Consider the following 24,515-nt stretch of genomic DNA (forward strand, 5'->3'; position numbering starts at 1 on the left):
TGCTGTTTCCATCACGGTGCTTTTCGTCGTGGCGAAAAGCTCAGGGTCTTTACTGACTCAGCGTCATTGACGCCGGGTCAGACCTCATTATTCACCGACGCTGATTTTCAGGCCGGCGGCTATAGCAAAAGGTGTCAGGGTTACCGCCAGGGCGGTCAGGCTACCCAGCCACAAGAGGTAACCGGTCGCCGGCATACCCATGAGCGCGGCTTGCAACGCGCCACTGCCCAGGATCAACACCGGGATATACAAAGGCAGAATCAACAGGGCCAGCAACAGCCCGCCACGCTTCAAGCCGACCGTCAACGCTGCGCCCACCGCCCCCAACAGGCTGAGCACCGGCGTGCCGAGTAACAAAGACAGGAGCAGCACCGGCAGGCATTCAACGGGCAACCCAAGCATCATGGCAAGCAGTGGCGAGAGCAAGACTAGCGCCAAGCCGGAAAAAACCCAGTGTGCCAGCACCTTGGCCAGTACCAGAAGTGGCAACGGGTGCGACGAAAGGACCCACTGCTCCAGGGAACCGTCTTCGAAATCACTGCGAAACAGCCCGTCCAGCGAGAGCAGAACCGATAAAAGCGCGGCGACCCACACCAGTCCTGGGGACAAGGTTTGCAACAGTTTAGTCTCCGGGCCAACCGCCAGCGGGAACAGCGCGATCACGATGGCAAAGAACACCAGCGGGTTGGCCAGTTCGGCGGGGCGACGGCACAACAGCCGGGCTTCGCGGGCGACCAACAGGGCGAACACACTCATAGCGACCACCGCCCCAGGTCCAGCTCACGGTAGCCAGCAGGCATACGCGCCAAGGTGTGGTGGGTGGTGAGCACCACCAGGCCGCCTTGCTCGCAGTGCTGGGCCAGGTGTGCTTCGAGTTGAACCACGCCTTGTTTGTCGAGGGCGGTGAAAGGTTCGTCGAGAATCCACAACGGCGGGCCGGGCAAGTACAAGCGGGCCAAGGCCACGCGGCGCTGCTGGCCGGCGGACAGGGTGTGGCAGGGAACGTCCTCAAAGCCCTTGAGGCCCACCGCGGCCAGGGCCTGCCAGATGGCGTCACGGGAAGCAGGATGATGCAGGGCGCTGAGCCAACTGAGGTTTTCTTCAGCAGTGAGTACGTCTTTGATGCCGGCGGCGTGGCCGATCCAGATCAGGTTGCGCGCCAGCTCGCTACGCTGTTCGTTCAAGGGCTTGCCGTTGAGATGCACCACGCCGGCCGTCGGCTGCATCAGCCCGGCCAGCAGGCGCAGCAGGCTGGTCTTGCCGCTGCCATTGGGGCCACTGATTTGCACCATGTCCCCACCCGTCAGCCGCAGGTCGAGTTGCTCGAACAGCAGGCGCAGGTCGCGTTCACAGGCAAGCGCTACGGCTTCAAGAAGAGGGCTGGTCAAAAGATCGCGGGCCTTTACGGTTCAAGTCGGCGGTGCAGCGGCCGTTATAGAGAGATGCACAATAACGGCTTTGGCGACCGATTTTAGAGAGCTGGATCAAATAGTTGTGAGGTTTTTACCGCTCTCTTTGCAGACGGGCGGCATTATACATGCGATGCCCTACTCTAAAGAGGGCAATTTCCCCAGAGACGATGCGCACGATGACCGGCGAGATCAACCTTCCTCCACTGCCGCCAACCTCCGCACCCGGGCCCACTCCGCTGCCTGGAGCCGGCGCATTGCTCAAACTGCTGGAGCCGCAGGCCGGGTTGATCGACCCGGGGAAAACCGTGAACGCTGAGGTCATCGCGCTTAAACAAGGCGGCGAGGCCTTTCAGTTACTGCTCAAACTGACCCTCGAAGGCGGTCGCCAGGCGCTGGTGCAGGCCAGCAGTGCCCAGCCCTTGCCTCTAGGCAGCAATGTGGCGGTGAGCCAGACGCCTGCGGGCAACCTGGCCCTTACCTTGCAGCAAGCCATGAGTGCCAACGTGGCCGCTCTCACTCGCCTCGACACTAACCAAATGCCGGTAGGTACGTTGTTGCAAGCCAAGGTGCTGACCACGCAGATGCTACCCCAGGGCACGGCGCAACCGGCGATCTATCGCTCGCTGGTGAGTGTGCTCAATAACGCCCTGGCCGGTGCCACCCTGACCTTGGAAAGCCCTCAACCGCTAAGGGTGGGCAGCTTGCTCAGTGCTGTGGTGCAGAACGCGCAGACCCTGAACTTCGTACCGCTAAGCGGCCTGAAGGACCAACTGGCCGTGACGCAGCAACTTGCCATTCAGCAAAGTCGCCAAGGCTCGCTGGATGCGGTGTTCACCGCCTTGCAAAACCTGCCCCGTGGCGACAGCACATCGGCCGAGCTGCGGGCCGCCGCCGAGCGATTGTTGGCGGCCTTGCCCGATCTGGCACAGGTCAGCAATCCCAAGGTGCTGGCCCAGGTGGTGCAGAACAGCGGCGCCTTTCTGGAAGCCAAACTGCTCGCCGGCCAGAACCCGCAAATCCCACCGTTGGACATGAAAGGCGCGCTGTTACGCCTGGTCGCAGACCTGCTGCCCGCCCTGCCCGCCAGCACCAACCTGAATGCGATCCTCGCCGCCAATACCCTGGCCCAGGTGTTGCCGCACTTTGTGCGCAGCCCGCTGAGCACCCTCGGCCAGGTCGGCGCCCGGCAGATACCCGCCGGCTTCCCGCTGCCCGAGCGGCTCATGGCAAAACTGGAAGGTGAAGGCGACCTGGAAAACCTGCTACGCCTGGCCGCCGGGGCGATCTCGCGCTTGCAGAGCCATCAACTGTCGAGCCTGGAACAGACCGGCACCACCGCCGACGGACGCCTGCAAACGACCTGGCAGTTGGAGATTCCCATGCGCACCCTGCAAGACATCGTGCCGTTGCAGGTCAAGTTCCAACGCGAGGAGCCCGCGCCAGACAAGGACCAGCCCGAGCGCAAGGATAAAAAAGACCCGAAACAAATGCTTTGGCGCGTCGAACTGGCCTTTGACATGGAGCCGCTGGGGCCGTTGCAAGTTCAGGCGCAGCTGTCCCAAGGCAAACTGTCCAGCCAGCTATGGGCCAGCCGCCCTTTCACGGCCAGCCTGATCGAAAGCCACTTGGGCAGCCTGCGTGAGCGCCTGGTTTCATCCGGGCTCAACGTCGGCGACCTGGATTGCCACCTGGGCACCCCGCCACGCGGGCCAAAAACCGGACTGGAGCAACGCTGGGTGGATGAAACCGCATGAGAAACGCCGACCCGCCCCGCCAGGCCATCGCCCTCAAGTACGACGGCCAACAGGCCCCTACTCTGACAGCCAAAGGCGATGATGCCCTGGCCGAAGCCATCCTCAAGCTGGCACGGGAGAATGAAGTACCGATCTATGAAAACGCCGAGTTGGTGAAGCTGCTGGCGCGCATGGAACTGGGGGACAGCATTCCGGAAGAGTTGTACCGCACGATTGCCGAGATCATTGCGTTTGCCTGGACGTTGAAGGGCAAGTTCCCGGCCGGCTACGACCCGGAGGCGGGGCCGGTGGAGCGGGATGTCACTGAGCAGGGTGACGATTACTGATTGCTCATAGGGCACATACACATCCAAATGTGGGAGCCGGCTTGGCTGCGATAGCCATCGGTACCTACACAACTTCGGCGCGACGCTGGATCTGTGGCGAGGGAGCTTGCTCCCGTGACGGCCTACCAACCGACGCAAATCTCCCTGACGCACCACGATCCAAATGTGGGAGCGCGGGGCGGCAGGTAAATAAGCGTCGGCTGGTCGGTCGTCACGGGAGCGAGCTCCCTCGCCACAGGTTTTGCGTCGTTCAGAGGTTGTGTAAATACCTATGGCTATCGCAGGCCAACCAGCTCCCACATTTTTAGCGCGCGGTCAGTTAAGGACTTCGCTCAAAGGAATGAAGTTGACCCGGTCGCCGATGGCCAGCGTGGTCCCTTCCAGCACCTCCACAAAGCCTTCAGCCCACGCCGCACTGCGCAGCACCCCGGAGCTTTGGTTGCGGTAGATGATCGCCTTGCCCTGTTCGATCCGCCCGCGCAGGTACTCGCGGCGGTTGCCGGGCTTGGGCCAGACGAACCCTGCCGGCACTTCGAAGCGCAGCGGCTGCACCTCCTGCACCCCTTGACGGCGCAGCAGATACGGGCGCGCCAGCAGCGCAAAAGTCACCAGGGTCGAGGCCGGGTTTCCCGGCAGGCCGATCACCGGCACGCCACGAAAATGCCCGAAGGTCAGCGGCTTGCCCGGTTTGATCGCCAGCTTCCACAGCGCCAGCTCACCCTCTTCCCGTAAGGCAATGCCGAGGAAGTCCGCTTCGCCCACCGACACACCGCCGGTCGAGAGGATCAGGTCAACGCTGCCCAGCCCCGCCAGGCGCGCGCGGGTCTGTTCCAGATCATCCGGTAGAATCCCGGCATCGATCACTTCGCAGCCCATGCGCACCAGCCAGCTGCACAGCACGCGACGGTTGCTGTTGTAGATCTGCCCAGGGCCGAGCGGCAACCCTGGCTCGATCAGTTCGTCGCCGGTCGACAACACGGCCACGCGTACGCGCCGCACCACCTCGAGTCGATCACGTCCAAGAGACGCGGCCAAACCGAGTTCGATAGGGCCCAGGCGGGTGCCGGCACTGAGTACGGTCTCACCGACCGTGGTCTCTTGGCCCTGAGGCCGGATGTTGTCGCCCATCTGCAATGGCTCGGTGAAACTCACGCGCTGGTCGGTATGCACCACGGCGTTTTCCTGCATCTGCACGCAGTCAGCGCCTTGGGGCACCGGCGCGCCGGTAAAGATGCGTGCACAGGTGCCGGCCGCCAAGGGTTCAGGTGCAGTGCCGGCGAAAATCCGCTGGCTCACCACCAAGGGCTCGCCGGTCCAATCCGCCAGGCGCACGGCGTAGCCGTCCATGGCACTGTTGGGCCACGGTGGCAGGTCGAGTGTGGAGATCAGATCCAGGGCCAATACCCGGCCATCACACTCAGCCAGAGGCAGTACTTCCTGCTCGCGGATCGGCGCGGCGGCGGCCATGTCGAGCAAACGCTGCAGGGCTGCTTCCACCGGCATCAGGGCGCCGGTCTTACCGGGCTTATCCACGGGATTCACAAGGTTCGGCCAGCTTCAGATGCGGAACGAAGTTGCATGGGCGGTGACGGTTATCCAACTGCTCGGCGAGGATGCCGTCCCAACCGGTGCGCACGGCATTGGTGGACCCTGGCAGGCAGCACACAAGAGTGCCATTGGCCAACCCCGCCAAGGCGCGCGATTGCACGGTGGAGGTGCCGATATCGGCCACGGAGATCTGGCGGAACAGCTCGCCAAAACCATCGACCTGCTTGTCGAGCAGGCAGCTCACTGCTTCAGGGGTACTGTCGCGACCGGTGAAGCCGGTGCCGCCGGTAATCAGCACCACCTGCACCACGTCTTCGGCGATCCAGTGGGCCACCTGGGCGCGAATCTTGTAAAGGTCGTCCTTGAGCAGCACGCGCTCGGCCAGGCGGTGGCCGGCGGCGGCAAGACGATCGACGAAGACCTGGCCGGAGGTGTCGGTCTCCAGGGTGCGGGTGTCGCTGACCGTCAATACAGCAATATTCAGGGGTACAAAGGGCGCATCGGCCTTGGCTTTCATGGCACGGTCCGGTTGTCGAAGGAACAGCCCGATGTTATATCACAGGCCCCTGTTTCCCTGCCGCAGCGCAACCACCATGACGTTTGAATTTTCTTCCCTGCCGTGTTCGATCCTGTTGCTGGCCGGTGGTCGCGGCCAACGCGTGGGCGGGCAGGACAAAGGGCTGCTGGAATGGCAAGGTCAGCCCTTGATCGCCCACCTGCACCAGTTGGCCCGGCCGCTCACCGATGACCTGATCATCTCGTGCAACCGCAACCATGAACGCTACGCGCTCTATGCCGACCAACAGGTGAGCGATGACAACCCGGACTTCCCCGGCCCGCTGGCAGGTATCCGTGCAGGACTCTTCGCCGCACGCCATGAGCATCTGCTGATATTGCCTTGCGATGTGCCGCAGATTGATGCGCGACTGCTCGCCGACCTGCGTGCGACCGCACGACGCAATCGGCAGCTACCGGTGATGGTGCGCCAGGGTGACTTCTGGGAACCCTTGCTGTGCGTCATCCCCACTCGCCTGAAAAACCAGGTGGAACAGGCGTGGCAAGCGGGGGAGCGCAGCCCGCGCAAGCTGTGGCTGCAACTGGGTGCCGTGGCGCTGGAATGTCCGGCCGATGACCCGCGCCTGGCCAATCTTAATACGCCCGAGCTGTTGCACCCCGGGGCTGGCATGTCAGAATGAACCCTGCACAAGGAACTTTGCCGGCGTCCCGTACGTCACAAGGTCAGCAATTTAAAAGTATTCTCTCGGAGACAAACTCATGACTCAACGGACCATCGCCGCTCTCATGCTTGCACTGGGCCTCGCCACCCTCGCCGGTTGCGCTTCGCCAACAGTGATCACCCTGAATGACGGTCGCGAAATCCAGGCCGTCGACACCCCGAAGTACGATGAAGATTCGGGCTTCTACGAATTCGAACAACTGGACGGCAAGCACACCCGTATCAATAAAGATCAGGTTCGCACCGTTAAAGACCTGTAAGCCTCAGCGCTTGCACACAAGGCCCGCCTAGCGCGGGCCTTGTTGTTCCTGGGGTTTACCAGTCCAGGGTGATCTGGCTGCGAAAGCTGCGTTGTTCACCGCTTACCGGGTCGATAAAGCGCACGCCCTGGGCCAGTAGCTTGAGTGGCTTGGCGTAATCGTCCTCGGCATCCTTGATCACTTCGGGGTAGAACGGGTCATTACAGATGCTCGCCCCGAGCGCCGTCATATGCACGCGCAGCTGGTGCTTCTTGCCGGTCACCGGGAACAGGCCGTAGCGCCATAGATCAGCGTTTTTCTCGCGCACCTCTACCGCCGTCTCGGTGTTGCTGGCACCCGGCCCTTCCTGCATGCGAAAGAAAGGTTCGCCATCCACCAAACGGCTTTTGTGCACCAACGGGAAGCTGAGGTGCGGCAAGGCCGGAGCGATGGCTTCATAGAATTTGTCGATACGTCGCGTGGGAAACAATTGCTGATAGGCCGAACGGCTGTGCGGGTTGGCGGAGAACAGCACCAACCCCGCCGTATGTCGGTCGATGCGATGCAGGGGCACCAGGGCGGGATTGTCCAGGCGCCGGATCAAGCGTCGCAACAAGGTGTGCTCGACGTACTCGCCAGCGGGTGTCACTGGCAGGAAATGCGGTTTGTCCGCCACCACCAGGTGCTCATCCGCGTACAGGATGTTTTCCAGCACCGGAATCACTTTCTCGTTGGGCACTTCGCGAAAGTAATAGATGCACAAGCCTTCCTTGTAGCCCAGGCCCAGGCTGATCGGGCTGCCATTGACATCCAGCACCCGGCCGCGGGCAATGCGGTCCAACCATTGTTCGCGGCCGATGGCCGGAAAGTGTGCGCACAGGCAATCGAGCACCGTCACCCAGGAGCCCGGCGGCAAGTACAGGGTGCTGGCTTGGTGCTGGGAGGGGGAAAAAATGGAAGTGGACATGCCGACGCTCAAAGCCTGGAAAACAGGCGGGCATTATCGCCCATGGCGCGCGATTGCCTAGGGCCTATCTCAGGCCTTGGCCAGTTGAGCTCGCAGCACCGGCGAGGCGCTTGCCGCCTCGGTGAATTCCTTGAGCCAGCGCAGCACGTCCACCGCTTCCCAACGACCCGGGTCATACAACGCGTAGAGCAAGCCCTGATAACCCACCACATCCAGCTGCTTGTGATAACCGGCGCGCTGGAACAGCGCCTCGATTTCCGCGAAGCAGGTGTTGAAATGCACTTTGTTAAACGGCGTCTTGCCTTCCGTGACCAGGCCATCGAGGCGCAGTTCGTTCACCGCGTCACGCACCACATCGGCGGACATGCGATTGACGCTGCTTTTAAGTTGTTCAACATTCACCACGGGCGTTCCCTCTATTCAATCGCTGTACGAATATACAGTAACTTAATATTTGGAAAGCCGCCATCGCATAAATCTCAACGCAGGAAGGTAACCACCTGCGCGGTGTCGAACGGCCAGTCCAGTTCCGCCCCGGTGTCCGTGCGGCGAAGCACCGGAATCCGCAGGCCGTAGACGTCTGTCAGGTCCTCCGGATCGGCGATATCCACCAACTCCACCAACAACCCGTGCTCGACGAGCGGCATGACTTCGGCTTCGGCAATCTCACACAGATGGCAACCCAGGGTGCCGAACAGCTGGCATTCAGGAAGCATGATGAAAGGACTCGAACAAGAAACGAACATCCATTCTAATCCCAACAAGCCCCTGTAGGAGCGAGCTTGCTCGCGAAAAACTCCCGCGCGCCGTGTTCACTCAGGAACCCCGCGTTATCGTTGACGTTTTTCGCGAGCAAGCTCGCTCCTACGGTGCAAAAAGCCTGATCCAGATCACCATGGCCTATAACTGATTCAGCGATTCTTGCGGCTTTTTGCCGCTCGCCCTGCAACGGAGATGCCTGTGTTCGCCAACCTGCTGATTATTCTGGCCTCATCCCTGGTGGTGATTGCACTGTTTCGCCGGCTGCAGCTGCCGCCCGTGCTGGGCTACCTGTGCGTAGGCCTGGCAGTGGGCCCCACCGCGCTGGACTGGGTCAATGACAACGAAGACCTGCCGGACCTGGCCGAGATGGGTGTGGTGTTCCTGCTGTTTTCCCTGGGGCTTGAGTTTTCCCTGTCGAGAATGTTGGCGCTGCGCAGCGTGGTATTTGGCCTGGGCAGCCTGCAAGTGCTGGGGTGCGGGGCATTGCTGGGCGCGTTATTGATGAGCTTTGGCCTCGCACCTGGCGTCGCGTTGTTACTGGGCGCAGGGCTGGCGTTATCGTCCACCGCCATTGTCAGCAAGGAGTTGACCAGCCTGGGTGAAGTCTTCAGCAGTCATGGGCAGAATGCGATCGGCGTGTTGCTGTTCCAGGATGTCGTAGCGGTGTTGCTGCTGACATTGGTACCGGTATTTGCCGGCAGCAGCGACCAAGCCTGGTACTGGGCGCTGCCGCTGACCTTGGGCAAGACCGTGGTGCTGTTCGTGGGCCTGTTGTTCGCCAGCCGCTGGTTGCTGCCGCGCCTGTTCCGTGAAGTCGCCGCGTCTCATTCGGCGGAACTGTTTGTGCTGCTGGCGCTGGTGATTGTCTTGCTCACCGCCTGGCTCACCCACCTGCTGGGCCTGTCCCCTGCCCTCGGTGCATTCCTGGCCGGCATGCTGCTGGGGGAAAGTCATTACCGACACCAGATCGAAGCCGATATCCGCCCGTTTCGCGACATCCTGCTGGGGCTGTTTTTTGTCAGCATCGGCATGCTCATCGATCTGCAGTTGTTCGTCAGCCACAGCCTGTTGATCCTCGGCCTGACGCTCACGCTGATGCTGGTCAAAGGCAGCGTCGTCGCGGCGCTGGTCAAGTGGCGTAACAGTGACACCGAAACAGCCTGGCGCAGCGGTCTGGCGCTGGCCCAGGGCGGCGAGTTCTGTTTTGCGCTGATGGCGCAGATGCAGCAGAGCCGGTTGATTCCCGATGAGTTCAACGGCCTGCTACTGGCTGCCACCTTCTGCTCGATGCTGCTGACACCGCTGCTGTTACGTGCGGCACCGGCCATCGCGCTGCGCCTGCATCGCAAGCCCAACCAGCAAGTGCAACTGGAACACATCACCGCGCTCAACGCTCAATTGCACGGACACGTGGTGATTTGCGGGTATGGCCGGGTAGGCCAGTCCATCGGGCGCTTTATGCGCCGCGAACAACAGGCGTTTATCGCCCTGGATGATGACCCCGAACGGGTGCAGGAAGCCGCCACCGAGGACAGCAGTGTGCATTACGGCGACTGCCGCCGTGGTGCATTGCTCAGCGCCGTCGGCCTGGAACGGGCGCGGTTGGCGGTGATCGCGGTGGACAACAGCGATGTCGCCCTGGTGGTGCTCAAGGAGGCGCGGCAGATCAACCCAGACGTGCCGATCCTGGTGCGCACACGCGATGACAGCCAGTTGGCTGAACTCAAGGCCGCGGGCGCCAGCGAGGTGGTGCCCGAGTTGCTGGAGTCGAGCCTGATGCTCGCCTCCCACGCCCTGATCCTGCTGGGCCTGCCGGACCAACAGGTGCAGGCGCGAGTGAATGAAGTACGGCGCAACCACTATCGCCTGCTGCACGGTTTCTACCCACCGCCACACACTGACGAAGACGCGCCGATCAGTCCTGACTGACCGCGCCGATCTTGTGGATCGACAGGTCCGCACCGTAATACTCCTGTTCCTGGCTCAAGCGCAGCCCTTGCACGCGCTTGATCACGCCGTACACCAGCAAGCCGCCGCCAAATGCTACCGCCACGCCCAGCCCGGTGCCGATCAACTGGCTGATCAGGCTCACGCCGCCCAGTCCACCCAGGGCAGCCTGCCCGAAGATGCCGCAGGCAATGCCGCCCCACACGCCACACAAGCCATGCAACGGCCACACGCCCAGCACGTCGTCGATCTTCCAGCGCACCTGGGCAGCGATAAAGCACCACACGAACAAGCCGCCAGCGACCACGCCCGTGACCAGCGCGCCCACCGGATGCATCAGGTCGGAACCGGCGCAGATTGCCACCAACCCGGCCAAAGGACCGTTGTGCAGAAAACCGGGATCATTACGGCCAATTACCAGGGCTGCCACGGTGCCGCCGACCATGGCCATCAGCGAATTGACGGCCACCAGACCACTGACGCCATTGAGGGTTTGCGCGCTCATCACGTTAAAGCCGAACCAGCCCACGATCAGAATCCACGAGCCCAGCGCCAGGAAAGGAATGCTCGACGGCGCAAACGCTACCAGGCGCCCTTCACGATAACGCCCATTGCGCGGGCCCAGCAGCAACACCGCCGCCAGCGCCAGCCAGCCGCCCATGGCGTGAACCACCACGGAACCGGCAAAGTCGTGGAAGCTGGCGCCAAAGGTTGCGAGCAGCCATGCTTGCAGGCCAAGGTTGCCGTTCCATACCAGGCCTTCGAAGAACGGGTAGATAAACGCCACGATCAGCGCGGTGGCACACAGCTGCGGGGCAAACTTCGCACGCTCGGCAATCCCGCCGGAAATAATTGCCGGAATCGCCGCGGCAAACGTCAGCAGGAAGAAAAACTTCACCAGGCCGTAGCCATGATCGGCGCTGATCACCGCGGCCGGTTGCAGGAAGCTCACACCGTAGGAGATCCAATAGCCTATAAAGAAATAGGCCAGCGTTGAAATCGCGAAATCACTGAGGATTTTCGACAAGGCGTTGACTTGGTTCTTCTGCCGTACCGTGCCAACTTCAAGGAAGGCAAAGCCGGCGTGCATGGCCAGCACCATGACCGCGCCAATCAGAATGAACAAGGTATTGGAGCTGTGGACGAGGGTGTCCACCGCGCTTTGCAAGTTTTCCATGGAGGTTGGCAGGCCTGCATCAAGGCAAAAAGCACCAAAGCGGTTCAAGCCAGGGTTTAGCGCACTAAATTGGCACCGCCGGCTCCGCCTTTCTTCAGAGGGCGTGAACCGCTTTAGCGCAGCGATCAACACAACAGGCCGTTGCCGAAAGGGTTTTTCCGCGAAATTAAGTGATTTAGGGTAAGGTTTTCCAAGGTTTTCACCTCGACCGCCCGGATTCAGCGCAGGCTCCAAGGCCTGCGCACCAAGGCAAAGCAAAAGCTGTACCACACAATTGCAATGAACCTTCAGCGAACGCCGCGACTCGAAACCACACGTACAGATCAGCTACCCACGGAGATAACCATGGCCGGTAAAACAGCAAAGACTGCTCAAGAGATACTGATGGAGGATTTTCAAACCCTGGTCAGCGATACCGAAAAGCTGCTGGACGACACTGCCGTGCTGGCCGGTGACCAGGCTGACGAGTTGCGCACCAAGATCCACGAGAGCCTGCTCAAGGCCCGCGAGACCCTGCAACTGACCGAAGACTCATTGCGCGAGCGCGGCCAGGCGGCAATCACCGCCACCGAAGACTACGTGCAAGCCAACCCATGGCAGTCAGTCGGCATTGCTGCCGGCGTAGGCTTTTTGATCGGTCTATTGGCTACAAGGCGCTAACCATGTCTATCGGCGAATCCAGCTCATCCACGAGCGCACATTCCTCAGCAAGCGGTTCAACTTCCCGACGCCTGGGCGCAGCTGTGCTGGGCTTGCTGCACAGTCATGTCGAGTTGTTCGGCATTGAATTACAAGAGCAAAAGGCCCGTACCGTCAGCCTGTTGCTGTTTGCCGGCCTGGCATTGGTGTTTGCCCTGCTGTTGCTGGTGGGGTTGTCGACGCTGGTGATGATCCTGGTGTGGGACACGGGCTATCGCCTGACCGGCATCATCTGCCTCTGCGTGTTCTACAGCCTGGCCGCTGCGTTCTGCGGTGTGCGCTTGAAGGCGGCGGTATTCGATGAGTCAACGCCCTTCCACGCCACGCTTGAAGAACTGGCCAATGACCGGGAGCGCCTGCTGCCATGAGCATGACTGAGATCCCGCAAAATACTTCTCGCCGGGAAATGCGCAAAGCCTTGATTCGCCTGCGCATGGAAATGCACCGCCAGGAAATCCGTCATGAGTCCCAACAACTCATGGCGCCCCTGCACAAAATGCGCAACATGCGCCACAACTGGCAGGACAGCCTGGGCATCAAGCACGCGCCGTTGTGGGGCGTGGCGGCGGTTACGCTGATGGGCTTCTTTACCGGCAAGGGCGCCAAGGGCGGCAGTATCAGCAGCATCACGCGCCTGGTGCGGCTGGGTGCCGGCTTGATCCCCCTGATCAAGTTGGCCATGCAAGGCTCTTCGCGCAAAAGCTGACCCTCGTGAGCCGATGACCGCAATGACCAGACACCTGCTGGTCATTGCGGTTTTTTGCGCTGCCTGTTAATTGATACCGACGCGGCCGACCGCTGGATTCGCCTGCCCTTGAAGGCCGAACCGGGAAGCTGGAACTGTCATTCACACTACGGAGAGCCTGCGCCTTGGATTGGCCCACCCTGCTAACCCGCGAACGTCTTGGAAAACCCCTGCACAGCCCTGAAGAACTGGGCCGCAGCCCCTTCCACAAAGATCACGACCGCATTATTTTCTCCGGCGCGTTCCGGCGCCTGGGACGCAAGACCCAAGTGCATCCGGTTTCGAGCAACGACCATATCCACACACGCTTGACCCACTCCCTGGAAGTCAGCTGCGTGGGGCGCTCACTCGGCATGCGCGTGGGCGAAACCCTGCGCAGCGCCCTGCCCGACTGGTGCGACCCCAGCGACCTGGGCATGGTGGTGCAATCGGCCTGCCTGGCCCATGACATCGGCAACCCGCCATTCGGGCATTCCGGCGAAGACGCCATTCGCCACTGGTTCCAACAGGCCGCCGGGCGAGGTTGGCTGGATGGCATGAGCAGCGCCGAACGCAATGACTTCCTTAACTTCGAAGGCAATGCCCAGGGCTTTCGGGTACTCACCCAACTTGAATACCACCAGTTCGACGGCGGCACGCGGCTGACCTACGCCACCTTGGGCACGTACCTCAAATACCCCTGGACTGCCCGTCACGCCGACTCGCTGGGCTACAAGAAACACAAGTTCGGCTGTTACCAGAGCGAGTTGCCAATTCTTGAGCAGATCGCCCACAAGCTTGGCTTGCCCCAGTTAGAGGAACAACGGTGGGCGCGTCACCCGCTCGTCTACCTGATGGAGGCAGCCGACGACATCTGCTACGCGTTGATCGACCTGGAAGATGGCCTGGAAATGGAGCTTCTGCAGTACAGCGAAGTGGAGTCGTTGTTGCTCGACCTGGTCGGTGATGACCTGCCACAAACCTATCGCCAGCTGGGCCCATTGGACTCTCGCCGACGCAAGCTGGCGATCCTGCGTGGCAAAGCCATCGAGCACCTGACCAATGCGGCTGCGCAGGCGTTTGTCGAACAGCAGGACGCCCTGCTGGCCGGCACGCTGCAGGGAGACCTGGTGGAGCATATGCACGGCCCGGCAAAGCGCTGCGTGCTGGATGCCAAAGACATGGCGCGCAAGAAAATTTTCCAGGACAAGCGCAAGACATTGCATGAAATCGGCGCTTACACCACCTTGGAAATCCTGCTGAACGCGTTCTGCGGCGCGGCCCTTGAACAACATGGCGGGCGAACACCGTCGTTCAAGAATCGGCGCATTCTCGATTTGCTGGGCAACAGCGCGCCGGACCCCGCCTGGCCACTGCACGCCTCGTTCCTGCGAATGATCGACTTCATTGCCGGTATGACCGACAGCTACGCCACCGAAATGGCACGGGAAATGACTGGGCGTTCCAGCCCTCAGTAACGCTTGCATCCGACCGCCTGTTCCCTGAAACGAATTGCCCTACGATGGGAACAGAGCGGACTGATCGAATTCGTACAAGCATCCGAAGAATAATCACGCGTTCCCAACCGACCGAGCAATTCTACTGCCCCCATCGACGCTTGCCTCACTGTGTGCTTTCTATGCCCAGATACTCTCTTCGTATTCTTTTGGTGGAGGATCACCCGTTTCAACTTCTGGCCACCCAATGCCTGCTCAACAGCTTCGGCTTCGATCAACTGACTGCGGTGGAAAACGCAGAGCAGGCCATACGCACAATGAGCCAGTCCGAACATCCCTTTGACCTGATGTTGTGCGACCAATGCCTGCCCGACCTGCCCGGACTTGAACTAGTGGAAATCGCCAGCCGTCGGCGCTTCATTACCAGCGCTATTCTGTTAAGCGGGCTACCCACGCCAGAACTGATGAGCCTGACAAAACAAGCCTCGCAACGAAGTCTTCCGCTTCTTGGCTATTTATCAAAACCGTTGAACAAGGACGAACTTGAAAAGTTAATCGGCTTAACTTTTACCCCCCCTACGTAGGACTTTAAACATCTTCTTCGACGAAATACGCTACGAAGCCCGCCGTAAAAATTCAAGCCTATCACCATGCCACGATTGCGTTCGAAACGCTCACATGCTCTGTCACGACTACCCATCAACTTGTAGGCGCATACCTTTTTAATTGTAGGAACTTTCCTGTTTTGCATCTACTGCTCGTGCGCTTCATGCCGTGCCCTTATCTTCTGAGCTAATGTGCCCGCTTTATTTGCACCTGCATGGAATGTGATTATGAACTCAGTTTTTATTATCGATGACCACCCCGTTATCCGGCTTGCTATTCGAATGTTGCTGGAGCACGAAGGTTACAAGGTCGTCGGCGAAACAGACAACGGGTGCGATGCCATACAAATGGTCCGTGAGTGCCTTCCAGACTTGGTGATTCTGGATATCAGCATCCCGAAACTCGACGGTCTCGAGGTGCTCTGCCGATTCAATGCCATGAACACCTCAATGAAGACCCTGGTGCTCACGGCCCAGTGCCCGACGCTATTTGCTACGCGGTGCATGCGCTCGGGCGCCGAAGGCTACGTGTGCAAGGAGGGTGACCTGAGCGAATTGCTGAGCGCCATTCGCGCTGTCCTGTCCGGCTACAACTACTTCCCCAGCCAGGCATTGAGTGGCCCCGGAGCCGAAGGCATGGATGTCCAGGAGCTGGAACTGTTCAAGTCAGTTAATGACCGAGAGTTGATGGTCCTGCAACTTTTTGCGCAAGGTCGCACTAACAAGGAAATTGCCAAAGGTATGTTTTTAAGCAACAAGACGGTCAGTACTTATAAAAAGAGACTCATGCAGAAACTCAAAGCCAAATCCTTGGTAGAACTCATCGAGATGGCAAAACGAAACGCGCTAGTGTGAGAAAGCGGATGCCCAGGCGTATAAAGGACTATCTGATTATATTAAGTGCCGGTTTGTACTTCAGCACTACCGTGCTGGCGGAGCACCAAACCAGCCCGGAACGTTTCACCCTCTTGAGTCGTGCGGGAGCTGTTCAACTGGACACTCATTTTGACAAGGCCCAGCGCCAGTGGCTGCAGAACAAACGTGAACTCACGCTGGGGACATCCACACCTGATTACCCGCCCTTCGACCTCACTTCCAGCGGCCATGACTACGAAGGCCTTACCGCCGACTACGCAGGATTACTGGCCAAGGCACTCTCCCTGCCAATCAATGTGATGCGCTACCCCTCCCGAGCGGCGGCCATTCGCGCCCTGGAAGACGGGGAAATTGACCTGCTGGGCTCCTCAAACGGGTTTGAAGCTGCGACGCCAAATCTTATCCTCTCCGAACCTTATGCCGTGGACCAGCCGGTGCTGGTCACGCGCGAGGGAGAAACCCGCAGCCTCAGCGAAGGCCTCGATGGGCTGCGCCTGAGCCTTGTCTATCACTACCTGCCGCTCAATGAGGTGGAGAAGCTGTACCCCAAGGCGAGCATCCGCGCCTACCCGTCCTATCAGAATGCCTTGAATGCAGTGGCCTTCGACCAGGCGGATGTGTTTCTCGGTGACACCATTTCCACCCATTACATGATCAACAAGGGCTATCTCAAGAACATTCGCATGGCCAACTTCGGCAAACATGAAGCTTATGGTTTCAGTTTTGCCACGCGCCAGGACAACCGGATGCTCCTCAGCATTGTCGATTCAGCCCTGGCCTCAGTGCCCATCAACGAAAGGGACAGTATTGCCAAGCGCTGGAGCGCCGGCAGCGACATCCTGCTGACCGACAAGAAGCTGCAACTGACCCAGCGCGAAGAGCGCTGGCTCAAAGAGCATCCGGTGGTCACCGTGGTCGTCAACGAAACTTTCGCGCCCCTGACGTTCTTCGATGCAGACGGCAACTTTCGCGGCATCACCGCCGACTTGCTGGAGTTGATTCGCTTGCGCACCGGCCTGCGTTTTTCGGTGCAGCGCGGGCGCGATGTCAGCGCGATGATCGACCAGGTCGCGACCCAGAAAGTCGATATGATCGGTGCCATCGTGCCCAGCAACGAACGAGATTCGCAGCTTAATTTCAGCCGCCCCTACCTGGAAAACTCCTATGTATTGTTGACACGCAGAGAGCAAGGTGCCCCCTCGAACATGGAGCAGATGGCAGGAAAGCGTCTGGCAATCACCCGAGGCAACCCACTGGCCGCGACCTTGAGCAAAGACTTCCCGCAGGTTCAACTGGTCGAAACCAGTGATACGTTCAGAGCATCGGAGCTGCTAGCACAGGGACAAGTGGATGGGGCAGTGAATACCTTGGTGATCGCCAACTATTTCCTGTCATCCCAGGTCTTCCAGGATAAATTGCAAATAAGCGCCAGCATCGGCACGACCCCAGCGACCTTCTCTCTTGCTACCTCGCGCCAAGCCACGGAGTTGAGCTCGATACTCGACAAGGCGCTGCTCAGCATTGCCCCGGATGAAATGGGCGTAATCAACAGTCGCTGGCGTGGCTACACCGCCGCATCGGACAGCTACTGGCGTAATTACCATCAACTGATCGCGCGAATCATCATCGGCACCGGGCTGTTGCTGTTGATATCCCTAGCCTGGAACGCCTACATGCGTCGCCAGATCAAGCATCGAAAAATGGCCGAACGTGCCCTCAACGATCAGTTCGAGTTCATGCGTGCACTGGTCAATGAGACGCCCCATCCGATCTACGTGCGCGACCGCAATGGGTTGTTGCAGACCTGTAACGACAGCTACCTGCAGGTGTTCGACGTCAAGCGCGAAGAGGTGATCGGCAAAAGCGTGACCCAGATGACCATGGCGCTGGCGTCGGAGGCAGCCCAGTATCATGCTGACTATCTGCGTGTGGTGGCCGAGGGTAATCCGCTGATCCTCGATCGCAGCCTGCATATCCACGACAAGAAACTGACCATCTATCACTGGATCCTTCCCTACCGCGACTCTACGGGTGAAGTCCAGGGCATCATCGGTGGCTGGATCGATATCAGTGACCGACGCCAGCTATTCGATGAACTACGCGCTGCCAAGGAGCGCGCCGACGAAGCCAACCGCGCCAAGAGCACGTTCCTGGCTACCATGAGCCACGAGATTCGTACCCCGATGAACGCTGTGATCGGCATGCTCGAACTGACGCTCAAGCGCGCCGACCAAGGACACCTTGACCGTCCGGCGATCGAGGTGGCGTACAACTCGGCCAGAGACCTGCTGGAGCTGATCGGTGACATTCTCGACATCGCGCGTATCGAGTCCGGCCGCCTCAGCCTGGCGCCGGAGCGCGTCAACCTGCGGGAGGTAATTGAATCAGTGGTGCGCGTCTTCGACGGTCTCGCACGGCAGAAAACCCTCAGCCTGCTGCTGGAGTTCAAACCCGACCTGAACGATATCGAGGTGCTGATAGACCCGCTGCGCTTCAAGCAGGTGCTATCGAACCTTGTGAGCAACGCGATCAAGTTCACCGAACAAGGGCAGGTCAAGATCAAGGTCGAGCTGCAGCCTACCCAGGCCCCGGAGCAGATCGAGCTGAAACTGGTGGTGGAAGACACCGGCATCGGCATCAGCCGGGATGACCAACAACGCCTGTTCGAACCCTTTGCCCAGGCGGACAACTCAGGGCAACTGGCGCGCAGTGGCGCGGGCCTGGGTCTGGTGATCTGCCGCAGCCTGTGCGCGATGATGGGCGGCCAATTGAGCCTGAGCAGCGTGCCCATGGTCGGCACCCAGGTGCACGTCAACCTGAGCATGCCTCGCCTGCAAGCGATCCAGGCGGTGGGTGAACACACGCCGCCAACGCCGGCCACCGCACGGGTGCTTAACGTACTGGTGGTAGACGACCATCCGGCGAATCGCCTGCTGATGTGCCAGCAATTGGGCTACCTGGGGCATAAATTCATCGCTGCCGAGCACGGAGCCGCAGGGTTCCAGGCCTGGCGTAAAGAGCATTTCGACCTGGTAATTGCCGACTGCAACATGCCCATCATGAATGGCTACGAACTGAGTCGTTCAATCCGTGAATATGAGCAACGCGAACAATTGGTGCCCTGCGTGGTACTGGGTTTTACCGCCAACGCCCAGCCGGAGGAAAGGCAACGATGCGTGCAAGCCGGCATGGATGACTGCCTGTTCAAACCCATCAGCCTTACCGTATTAGAGCGCCAACTGGCACATATCGCCCCTGAAACCGTGCCCCAACGGCTGGACCTCGAATGCCTGGAAGCGCTGACCGGCGGTGATCCACAGTTGAGTCGACGCTTGCTGGAGGAGCTGCTGAGCAGCAGCCTTCACGACCGCAAGGTCCTTATCGAACTGCGGGATCGACACGCGCCCCCCTCGGACATCATTGAGCAAGCCCACAAGATCAAGGGTGCCGCCCGCATCGTTCAAGCCCATTCGTTGGCGGGGCAATGCGAAGCCTTGGAGCAAACCTGTTCTCGCAATGAGGAGTGGGCCGTGATCGAAAGCGGCATCAGGGCCCTGGAACAGCTCATGCTGGAATTGGAGAAGATGCTGCGGGTTCAACTCGATGAACTGCAAGCCCCATAGCACCAGGGCCCGTCGTGGCGGGAGCGAGCAAATGCGCTCCTACCGCGACCAGCATAAGTACCCACCGCTTCAGCAGTCGGTCAACTGCAGGAAAATCTCCGCCAGCCGCTCAATCCCCTCCTGGTCCTGAGGGGTAAAGCGGCCCAGCAATGGGCTGTCGAGGTCAAGGACACCAATCAGTTGGCCGTCCTTGACCAATGGCACCACCAATTCACTGTTCGAAGCGCTGTCGCAGGCGATATGGCCTGGGAACGCGTGCACGTCCTCCACGCGCTGGGTTTTCCGTGAGGCCGCAGCCGCACCACACACTCCGCGACCAAACGGAATGCGCACACAGGCGATCTGCCCCTGAAAGGGCCCAAGCACCAGCTCTTCGTTACGATTGAGATAAAAGCCAGCCCAGTTCAAGTCATCCAACTGGTTGAACAGGAACGCGGAAAACTGCGCACTGTTGGCAATAAAATCGCGCTCATCAGCCAGCAATGACTCCAGTTGCGCGCAGAGCATGGCATAGCCATCAAGGCCGCTGCCGGCCTGTTGTAAATCGATCATGGTTGACGTTCCAGCAATTTAAGACCCACCCAGTAACGGGCGAATTGATAGGCGCACCGGCCATTGCGGTTGCCGCGCCCAGTGGCCCAACGCACCGCGAGAACGTCAAGCTGCTCATCGCGTTGCCACTGCAAGCCGGCCTTGCTGGCCAACTCACCGATCCAGTGTTCCACCACATCCAGAAAATGCTCCTGGGTAAAGGGGTAGAACGACAACCACAAGCCAAAACGATCCGACAAGGCAATCTTGTCTTCAACCGCCTCGCTCGGGTGCAATTCGCCGTCCACGCGTTTCCAGTTGTCATTGTCGCTCTGGTTTTCCGGCACAAGGTGGCGACGGTTGGACGTGGCGTACAGCAGCACGTTTTCCGGCGCCTGTTCCAGGGAACCATCCAGCACGCTCTTGAGCACGCGATAGTCACCTTCGCCGGCCTCGAACGATAGGTCATCGCAAAACAAAATGAAGCGTTGTGGTAGCTTGACCAGTTGCTCGACCACCCGCGGCAGGTCAGCCAGGTGGTCACGCTCGATCTCGATAAGACGCAGGCCGGCGTTGGCGTGCTGGGCGAGCAAGGCCCGGACCATGGAAGACTTGCCGGTGCCACGCGAACCCCATAACAGGGCGTGGTTGGCGGGTAACCCATCAAGGAACTGTTGGGTGTTGCGCGCCAGTTGTTCACGTTGTTTGTCGACACCAATCAGGTCCGACAGGCGCATGTCCAGGCTCACTTCCAACGCTAACAGGAAGCCATTGCGACCTTCGCGCTGCCAGCGGGCGGCCAGGCATTGGTGCCAGTCGATCGCCTGGCGTGGGGCGGGTAACAACGGTTCCAGGCGAGCCAGCACCGCATCGGCGCGCTCAAGAAAGGCATTCAATCGAGAATCCACAGCTATTCCTCTGGCAACTTCTTGCAAAAGATGGCGTATTGGCAACCCTGCGGCAAACTGTAGGGCTGCATCAAACAAACGATTCATGCCGGGCGAGCCAAAGCTTGTGGATGTTCAGCTATGCTTGCCGGGCGAAGGGAAACGCTAAGTGGTTCAACACTCGATGGATATCAAGTTCGCCCACCGCTTGTCTTATAAACAAGCCAGATTGACTGTGCTGGTCGGTTTCGTCTTGGGAACCCTGCTCAGTCTGATCCAAATCGGCATTGATTATGCCAGTGAAGACGCATCCATCAACCGTGAAATACGCTCACTGATTGAAATCAGCCATAACCCGGCGTCAAGAATCGCCTACAACATCGATGCCGAACTCGCCCAGGAACTGACCTTGGGCCTGCTGCACTCCCCCGCCATCATCCGCGCGCAGTTGATCGACAACAATGGCGTGGTGCTGGCCGACGTCAACCGTCCGCGCAAGGAAAGCAACTATCGGCCGGTCAGCGATTTTCTGTTTGGTGCCAATCGCCAATTCGAAGACCGACTGTTTCTCAGCCATATGCCCAACGACTCCCTTGGTGTGCTACGCCTGGACGTCGATACTTATGCCTTTGGCAGCCGTTTCCTGCATCGCGCCGAGATCACTCTGCTCAACGGCTTCGCCCGCAGCCTGCTGCTCACCGGGATTTTGCTCGGCCTGTTCTACGTAATGCTCACCCAACCGCTGGTGCGCATTATCCGCGAGCTGAGCACACGCAAACAGGCGCGCCTGGATTGCCCACCGGGCCATGAATACGATGAAATCGGCGTGCTGGTCAGCGTCGCCAACCAACAATTCGAAAACATGGAAACCGAGATCCAGCAACGGCGCCATGCCGAAGATCGCCTCACGGAGTATTTGGGGCAACTGGAAAATATCGTTTCTGCGCGCACCCTCGAACTCAAGGCCAGCAACCAACGCTTGAGCCAGTCCAACGATGAGCTGGAGGCGGCGAAAATGACTGCGCTGGGCATGGCTCAGGCACGGGCAGCATTCCTGGCCAATATGAGCCATGAAATTCGTACGCCGCTCAATGGGTTGCTGGGCATGATTGCCCTCTCACTGGATAGCCCGCTGACCGCCGAACAGCGCCAGCAACTGTCCATTGCCCATGACTCAGGCAAAGTGCTGGTGGAGTTGCTCAACGATATTCTTGACCTGTCCAAGTTCGACGCCGGCCAGCTGGAACTGGAGCATATCCCGTTCGACCTGGGCTCATTGGTGGAAGATACCGCCAACCTGCTCTCGCAAAATGCCGCTCCGAGCGTGGAGCTGACCTGCCTGATCGACCCGCAATTTCCCGCCCAGGTGGTCGGCGACCCTACCCGTGTGCGGCAGATCGTCAGCAACTTGCTCTCCAACGCCTTGAAGTTCACCCGCTTTGGTCGCGTCGATGTGCGCCTGCGCGCCTTGGAAGGTCGGGTCAGCATTGAAGTGTGCGATACCGGCATTGGCATCGCCCAGGAAGCCCAGGTGAAAATCTTCCAGCCGTTCACCCAGGCCGGCGCTGGCATTACCCGCCAGTTTGGCGGGACGGGATTGGGCCTGGCGTTGACTCATAACCTGTGCGAAGCCATGCAAGGCCGCTTGAGTATCAGCTCGGAGGTGGGCTTTGGCAGCCAGTTCTGCGCCGACCTCCCACTGCCCGCGCATTTGCCTGCCATGCGCTATGCACCGCTCACGGGCGAGGTGATCGCCATCACCAACGCCGGCGGCGGGCTGACGGAGCTGCTCACCACGCTATTGCCCTCTTGGGGGCTGACACCGCGCTGCTATTCCCAGGACGATGATTTGAGCGGGCTGGCGCCCGACCTGTTGATCACCGACTGCCCTGAATGCTTGTTCCGCTTGCGCCCGGGCATCAGCGCGCCGATTCTGCTGGTTACCGCCTATGGTAACTTTTTGCCCAGCGAAGAAGTCACGGCCCTGGCGCCGCTGCAGCAACAAGCGCGCCCATTGAGCCGCAACGCGCTGTACCAGATCCTGCAACGCAACCTGCGCAGCGGCGCGCAACTGGTGCTCGACCCGGTCCAGATAGAAACCGCTCCGCTTGCGCACCGCGGGCGCATCCTGCTGGTGGAGGACAACGCGGTCAATCAACTGGTGGCCAAGGGCATGCTCAGCAAGCTCGGGTGTGAGGTGATCGTAGCGGCCCATGGTGGCGAAGCCCTCAAGCTTCTGGAGGACCAGCGCTTCGATTTGGTGCTGATGGACTGCAACATGCCGGTGATGGATGGCTATGAGGCCAGCCGACAAATTCGCCGGAGCGGGCGTTGGCCGGACTTGCCCATTGTTGCCTTGACCGCCAACGCGATGGCCGAAGAACGCGAGCGTTGCCGGGCCGCTGGAATGAACGATTACCTGGCCAAGCCGTTTCGCCGTGAAGAACTCAACGCCTTACTGGAACTGTGGGTACCGAAGACAACCAGCCTCTGATGGGTACCCGCAATATTGCGGTCATTTGAGCAGGGCTTCGATCTCCTGGGTCAAGTCCTGGGGCTTGGTGGTTGGCGCAAAACGCTTGACCTGCTTGCCATCACGGCCAATGAGAAACTTGGTGAAGTTCCACTTGATGTTCTTGGAACCCAGCAGCCCCGGGGCCTGTTTTTTCAACTGCACAAACAACGGGTGGGCATCGCTGCCATTGACGTCGATTTTCTTGAACAGCGGAAAACTGACGCCGAAGTTCAGCTCGCAGAACTCGGATATCGCGCCTTCATTGCCGGGTTCCTGCTTGCCGAACTGGTTGCAGGGAAAGCCGAGCACCACCAGGCCCTGGTCCTTGTATTGCTGCCAAAGTTGCTCGAGGCCCTTGTACTGCGGTGTGAAGCCGCATTTGCTCGCGGTGTTGACCACCAGAATGGCCTTGCCGGCAAAGTCGGCCAAGGTCTTTTGCTCACCCTTGATAGTTGTGCAAGGGATGCTCAGCAGGGAGTCGCTCATGGCAATGCCTCAAGTCAGGGAAAGAAGAGCCTTATTTGTAGGAGCGAGCTTGCTCGCGAAAAACTATCAGACGCCGCGTTCATTCAGGAAACCCGCCGTATCGTTGACGTTTTTCGCGAGCAAGCTCGCTCCTACAGGGACCATGCAAGCCTAGCGCGGCACCAGCTCCAGGCATACCGAATTGATGCAGTAGCGCAGGCCCGTCGGCGGTGGGCCGTCCGGGAACACATGCCCCAAGTGTGCATCACACTTGGCGCAGGTGACTTCGGTGCGAATCATGCCGTGGCTGACATCGCGGATCTCGACCATCGCGCTGTCGGCGATCGGCTCATAGAAACTGGGCCAGCCACAGCCGGAATCAAACTTCGCCTTGGAATCGAACAGCGGCTCGTTGCAGCAGATGCAGTGGTAGACGCCGTCGGTCTTGGTGGCGTTGTACTTGCCGCTGAACGGTCGCTCGGTACCCTTGAGACGGCACACGTTGTACTGCTCCGGATCGAGCATCGCCTTCCATTCATCTACAGTTTTCTGCAACTTATCCATCGGTACACCTCGGCAACTGAAAAACCCTGATCTGTGTCTTTTCCATGGATCAGGCGGCACGTATGATTGCGCCTCTTCAAAACGCCAGTCTGGCACCCGCGCCATCGGCATTCAAACGTATTTATGGGTGCGGGCCGTGCAGGCTTCACCCTACGGTAGTGCCTACGCCGTCGGGATCGTTCATTTTCAGGATCACATCG

At 59.8% G+C, this 24,515-nt stretch carries 25 protein-coding genes; 13 read left to right on the forward strand and 12 right to left on the reverse strand.

Going from position 1 to position 24,515, the window contains the following annotated elements:
• Positions 1-87: 87 nt before the first annotated feature.
• Positions 88-756: a heme exporter protein CcmB gene (gene ccmB, locus OC445_RS17535; protein ID WP_014717701.1), complete on the reverse strand. Its 669-nt coding sequence runs from the start codon at positions 754-756 to the stop codon at positions 88-90.
• Positions 753-1,388, reverse strand: a complete 636-nt coding sequence (gene ccmA, locus OC445_RS17540; RefSeq protein WP_034127172.1) for a cytochrome c biogenesis heme-transporting ATPase CcmA — start codon at positions 1,386-1,388, stop codon at positions 753-755. The genes ccmB and ccmA overlap by 4 nt, the downstream gene beginning before the upstream one ends.
• A gap of 200 nt (positions 1,389-1,588) precedes the next feature.
• Here ccmA and OC445_RS17545 point away from each other — a divergent pair, with 200 nt between their 5' ends.
• Both OC445_RS17545 and OC445_RS17550 read left to right on the forward strand, forming a co-directional pair.
• On the forward strand, positions 1,589-3,166 hold the full coding sequence (locus tag OC445_RS17545; protein WP_054899084.1) for a flagellar hook-length control protein FliK: 1,578 nt from the start codon (positions 1,589-1,591) through the stop codon (positions 3,164-3,166).
• Positions 3,163-3,492, forward strand: a complete 330-nt coding sequence (locus OC445_RS17550; protein ID WP_054899079.1) for an EscU/YscU/HrcU family type III secretion system export apparatus switch protein — start codon at positions 3,163-3,165, stop codon at positions 3,490-3,492. Before OC445_RS17545 ends, OC445_RS17550 begins: the two co-directional genes overlap by 4 nt.
• A 315-nt stretch (positions 3,493-3,807) precedes the next feature.
• On the opposite strand, the gene glp is transcribed toward OC445_RS17550, so the two are convergent.
• Positions 3,808-5,034 carry a gephyrin-like molybdotransferase Glp gene (gene glp / locus OC445_RS17555; protein ID WP_057976687.1) on the reverse strand — a complete coding sequence of 409 codons (1,227 nt, stop codon included), beginning with the start codon at positions 5,032-5,034 and terminating at the stop codon, positions 3,808-3,810.
• Positions 5,018-5,557 carry a molybdenum cofactor biosynthesis protein B gene (gene moaB, locus OC445_RS17560; protein WP_034127168.1) on the reverse strand — a complete coding sequence of 180 codons (540 nt, stop codon included), beginning with the start codon at positions 5,555-5,557 and terminating at the stop codon, positions 5,018-5,020. Before moaB ends, glp begins: the two co-directional genes overlap by 17 nt.
• 76 nt (positions 5,558-5,633) lie before the next feature.
• Between moaB and mobA the strand changes: the two genes are divergently transcribed.
• Together mobA and OC445_RS17570 are read left to right on the forward strand one after the other, a co-directional pair.
• Positions 5,634-6,236 (forward strand): molybdenum cofactor guanylyltransferase MobA, encoded by a 603-nt coding sequence (gene mobA, locus OC445_RS17565; RefSeq protein WP_181124387.1) that lies wholly within the window; start codon positions 5,634-5,636, stop codon positions 6,234-6,236.
• Between the two features lie 79 nt (positions 6,237-6,315).
• Positions 6,316-6,537, forward strand: a complete 222-nt coding sequence (locus OC445_RS17570) for a YgdI/YgdR family lipoprotein (protein ID WP_003189935.1) — start codon at positions 6,316-6,318, stop codon at positions 6,535-6,537.
• 55 nt (positions 6,538-6,592) lie between these two features.
• Here OC445_RS17570 and OC445_RS17575 read toward each other — a convergent pair whose 3' ends face one another.
• The 3 genes from OC445_RS17575 to OC445_RS17585 all read right to left on the reverse strand — a co-directional run bounded on the left by OC445_RS17575 (position 6,593) and on the right by OC445_RS17585 (position 8,199).
• Positions 6,593-7,483, reverse strand: coding sequence for a pseudouridine synthase (locus OC445_RS17575; RefSeq protein WP_054897890.1), 891 nt, complete (start codon positions 7,481-7,483; stop codon positions 6,593-6,595).
• 69 nt (positions 7,484-7,552) lie between these two features.
• Complete coding sequence (locus OC445_RS17580) at positions 7,553-7,888, reverse strand: hypothetical protein (RefSeq protein ID WP_003189932.1); 336 nt, start codon at positions 7,886-7,888, stop codon at positions 7,553-7,555.
• A gap of 74 nt (positions 7,889-7,962) precedes the next feature.
• Positions 7,963-8,199 carry a glutaredoxin family protein gene (locus OC445_RS17585; protein WP_034127166.1) on the reverse strand — a complete coding sequence of 79 codons (237 nt, stop codon included), beginning with the start codon at positions 8,197-8,199 and terminating at the stop codon, positions 7,963-7,965.
• Between the two features lie 238 nt (positions 8,200-8,437).
• Between OC445_RS17585 and OC445_RS17590 the strand changes: the two genes are divergently transcribed.
• Positions 8,438-10,174 (forward strand): cation:proton antiporter, encoded by a 1,737-nt coding sequence (locus OC445_RS17590; protein WP_034127165.1) that lies wholly within the window; start codon positions 8,438-8,440, stop codon positions 10,172-10,174.
• Here the strand turns inward: OC445_RS17590 and OC445_RS17595 are convergent.
• Positions 10,161-11,369, reverse strand: coding sequence for an ammonium transporter (locus OC445_RS17595; RefSeq protein ID WP_034127164.1), 1,209 nt, complete (start codon positions 11,367-11,369; stop codon positions 10,161-10,163). The two genes, OC445_RS17590 and OC445_RS17595, sit on opposite strands and share 14 nt — an antisense overlap.
• A gap of 345 nt (positions 11,370-11,714) precedes the next feature.
• Between OC445_RS17595 and OC445_RS17600 the strand changes: the two genes are divergently transcribed.
• The 7 genes from OC445_RS17600 (at position 11,715) to OC445_RS17630 (ending at position 19,353) form a co-directional block, all read left to right on the forward strand.
• The gene (locus OC445_RS17600; RefSeq protein ID WP_003189926.1) at positions 11,715-12,029 is read left to right on the forward strand and encodes a YqjD family protein; all 315 of its coding nucleotides are present in this window, start codon (positions 11,715-11,717) and stop codon (positions 12,027-12,029) included.
• Between the two features lie 2 nt (positions 12,030-12,031).
• Positions 12,032-12,436, forward strand: a complete 405-nt coding sequence (locus OC445_RS17605) for a phage holin family protein (protein ID WP_005786473.1) — start codon at positions 12,032-12,034, stop codon at positions 12,434-12,436.
• Complete coding sequence (locus OC445_RS17610; protein ID WP_034127163.1) at positions 12,433-12,774, forward strand: hypothetical protein; 342 nt, start codon at positions 12,433-12,435, stop codon at positions 12,772-12,774. The genes OC445_RS17605 and OC445_RS17610 overlap by 4 nt, the downstream gene beginning before the upstream one ends.
• A gap of 164 nt (positions 12,775-12,938) precedes the next feature.
• Positions 12,939-14,270: a deoxyguanosinetriphosphate triphosphohydrolase gene (locus OC445_RS17615; protein WP_034127162.1), complete on the forward strand. Its 1,332-nt coding sequence runs from the start codon at positions 12,939-12,941 to the stop codon at positions 14,268-14,270.
• A gap of 161 nt (positions 14,271-14,431) precedes the next feature.
• Positions 14,432-14,833, forward strand: coding sequence for a response regulator (locus tag OC445_RS17620; protein WP_034127161.1), 402 nt, complete (start codon positions 14,432-14,434; stop codon positions 14,831-14,833).
• Between the two features lie 249 nt (positions 14,834-15,082).
• Positions 15,083-15,709, forward strand: coding sequence for a response regulator transcription factor (locus tag OC445_RS17625; protein ID WP_034127160.1), 627 nt, complete (start codon positions 15,083-15,085; stop codon positions 15,707-15,709).
• A gap of 8 nt (positions 15,710-15,717) precedes the next feature.
• Positions 15,718-19,353 (forward strand): transporter substrate-binding domain-containing protein, encoded by a 3,636-nt coding sequence (locus OC445_RS17630; protein WP_034127159.1) that lies wholly within the window; start codon positions 15,718-15,720, stop codon positions 19,351-19,353.
• A gap of 69 nt (positions 19,354-19,422) precedes the next feature.
• Here OC445_RS17630 and OC445_RS17635 read toward each other — a convergent pair whose 3' ends face one another.
• Together OC445_RS17635 and OC445_RS17640 are read right to left on the reverse strand one after the other, a co-directional pair.
• The gene (locus OC445_RS17635; protein ID WP_054897893.1) at positions 19,423-19,905 is read right to left on the reverse strand and encodes a GAF domain-containing protein; all 483 of its coding nucleotides are present in this window, start codon (positions 19,903-19,905) and stop codon (positions 19,423-19,425) included.
• Positions 19,902-20,792: an ATP-binding protein gene (locus OC445_RS17640; protein ID WP_072448162.1), complete on the reverse strand. Its 891-nt coding sequence runs from the start codon at positions 20,790-20,792 to the stop codon at positions 19,902-19,904. Before OC445_RS17640 ends, OC445_RS17635 begins: the two co-directional genes overlap by 4 nt.
• Before the next feature lie 163 nt (positions 20,793-20,955).
• Between OC445_RS17640 and OC445_RS17645 the strand changes: the two genes are divergently transcribed.
• Positions 20,956-23,265, forward strand: a complete 2,310-nt coding sequence (locus OC445_RS17645) for a response regulator (protein WP_072448164.1) — start codon at positions 20,956-20,958, stop codon at positions 23,263-23,265.
• A gap of 21 nt (positions 23,266-23,286) precedes the next feature.
• On the opposite strand, the gene OC445_RS17650 is transcribed toward OC445_RS17645, so the two are convergent.
• Together OC445_RS17650 and msrB are read right to left on the reverse strand one after the other, a co-directional pair.
• Positions 23,287-23,772, reverse strand: a complete 486-nt coding sequence (locus tag OC445_RS17650) for a glutathione peroxidase (protein WP_034127155.1) — start codon at positions 23,770-23,772, stop codon at positions 23,287-23,289.
• 150 nt (positions 23,773-23,922) lie between these two features.
• Positions 23,923-24,315: a peptide-methionine (R)-S-oxide reductase MsrB gene (msrB, locus tag OC445_RS17655; protein WP_034127154.1), complete on the reverse strand. Its 393-nt coding sequence runs from the start codon at positions 24,313-24,315 to the stop codon at positions 23,923-23,925.
• Between the last annotated feature and the right edge of the window lie 200 nt (positions 24,316-24,515).

Origin of the sequence: Pseudomonas sp. Pse35, from assembly GCF_024519715.1 — a bacterium.
GTDB classification, from domain to species: Bacteria; Pseudomonadota; Gammaproteobacteria; order Pseudomonadales; family Pseudomonadaceae; genus Aquipseudomonas; species Aquipseudomonas paracarnis.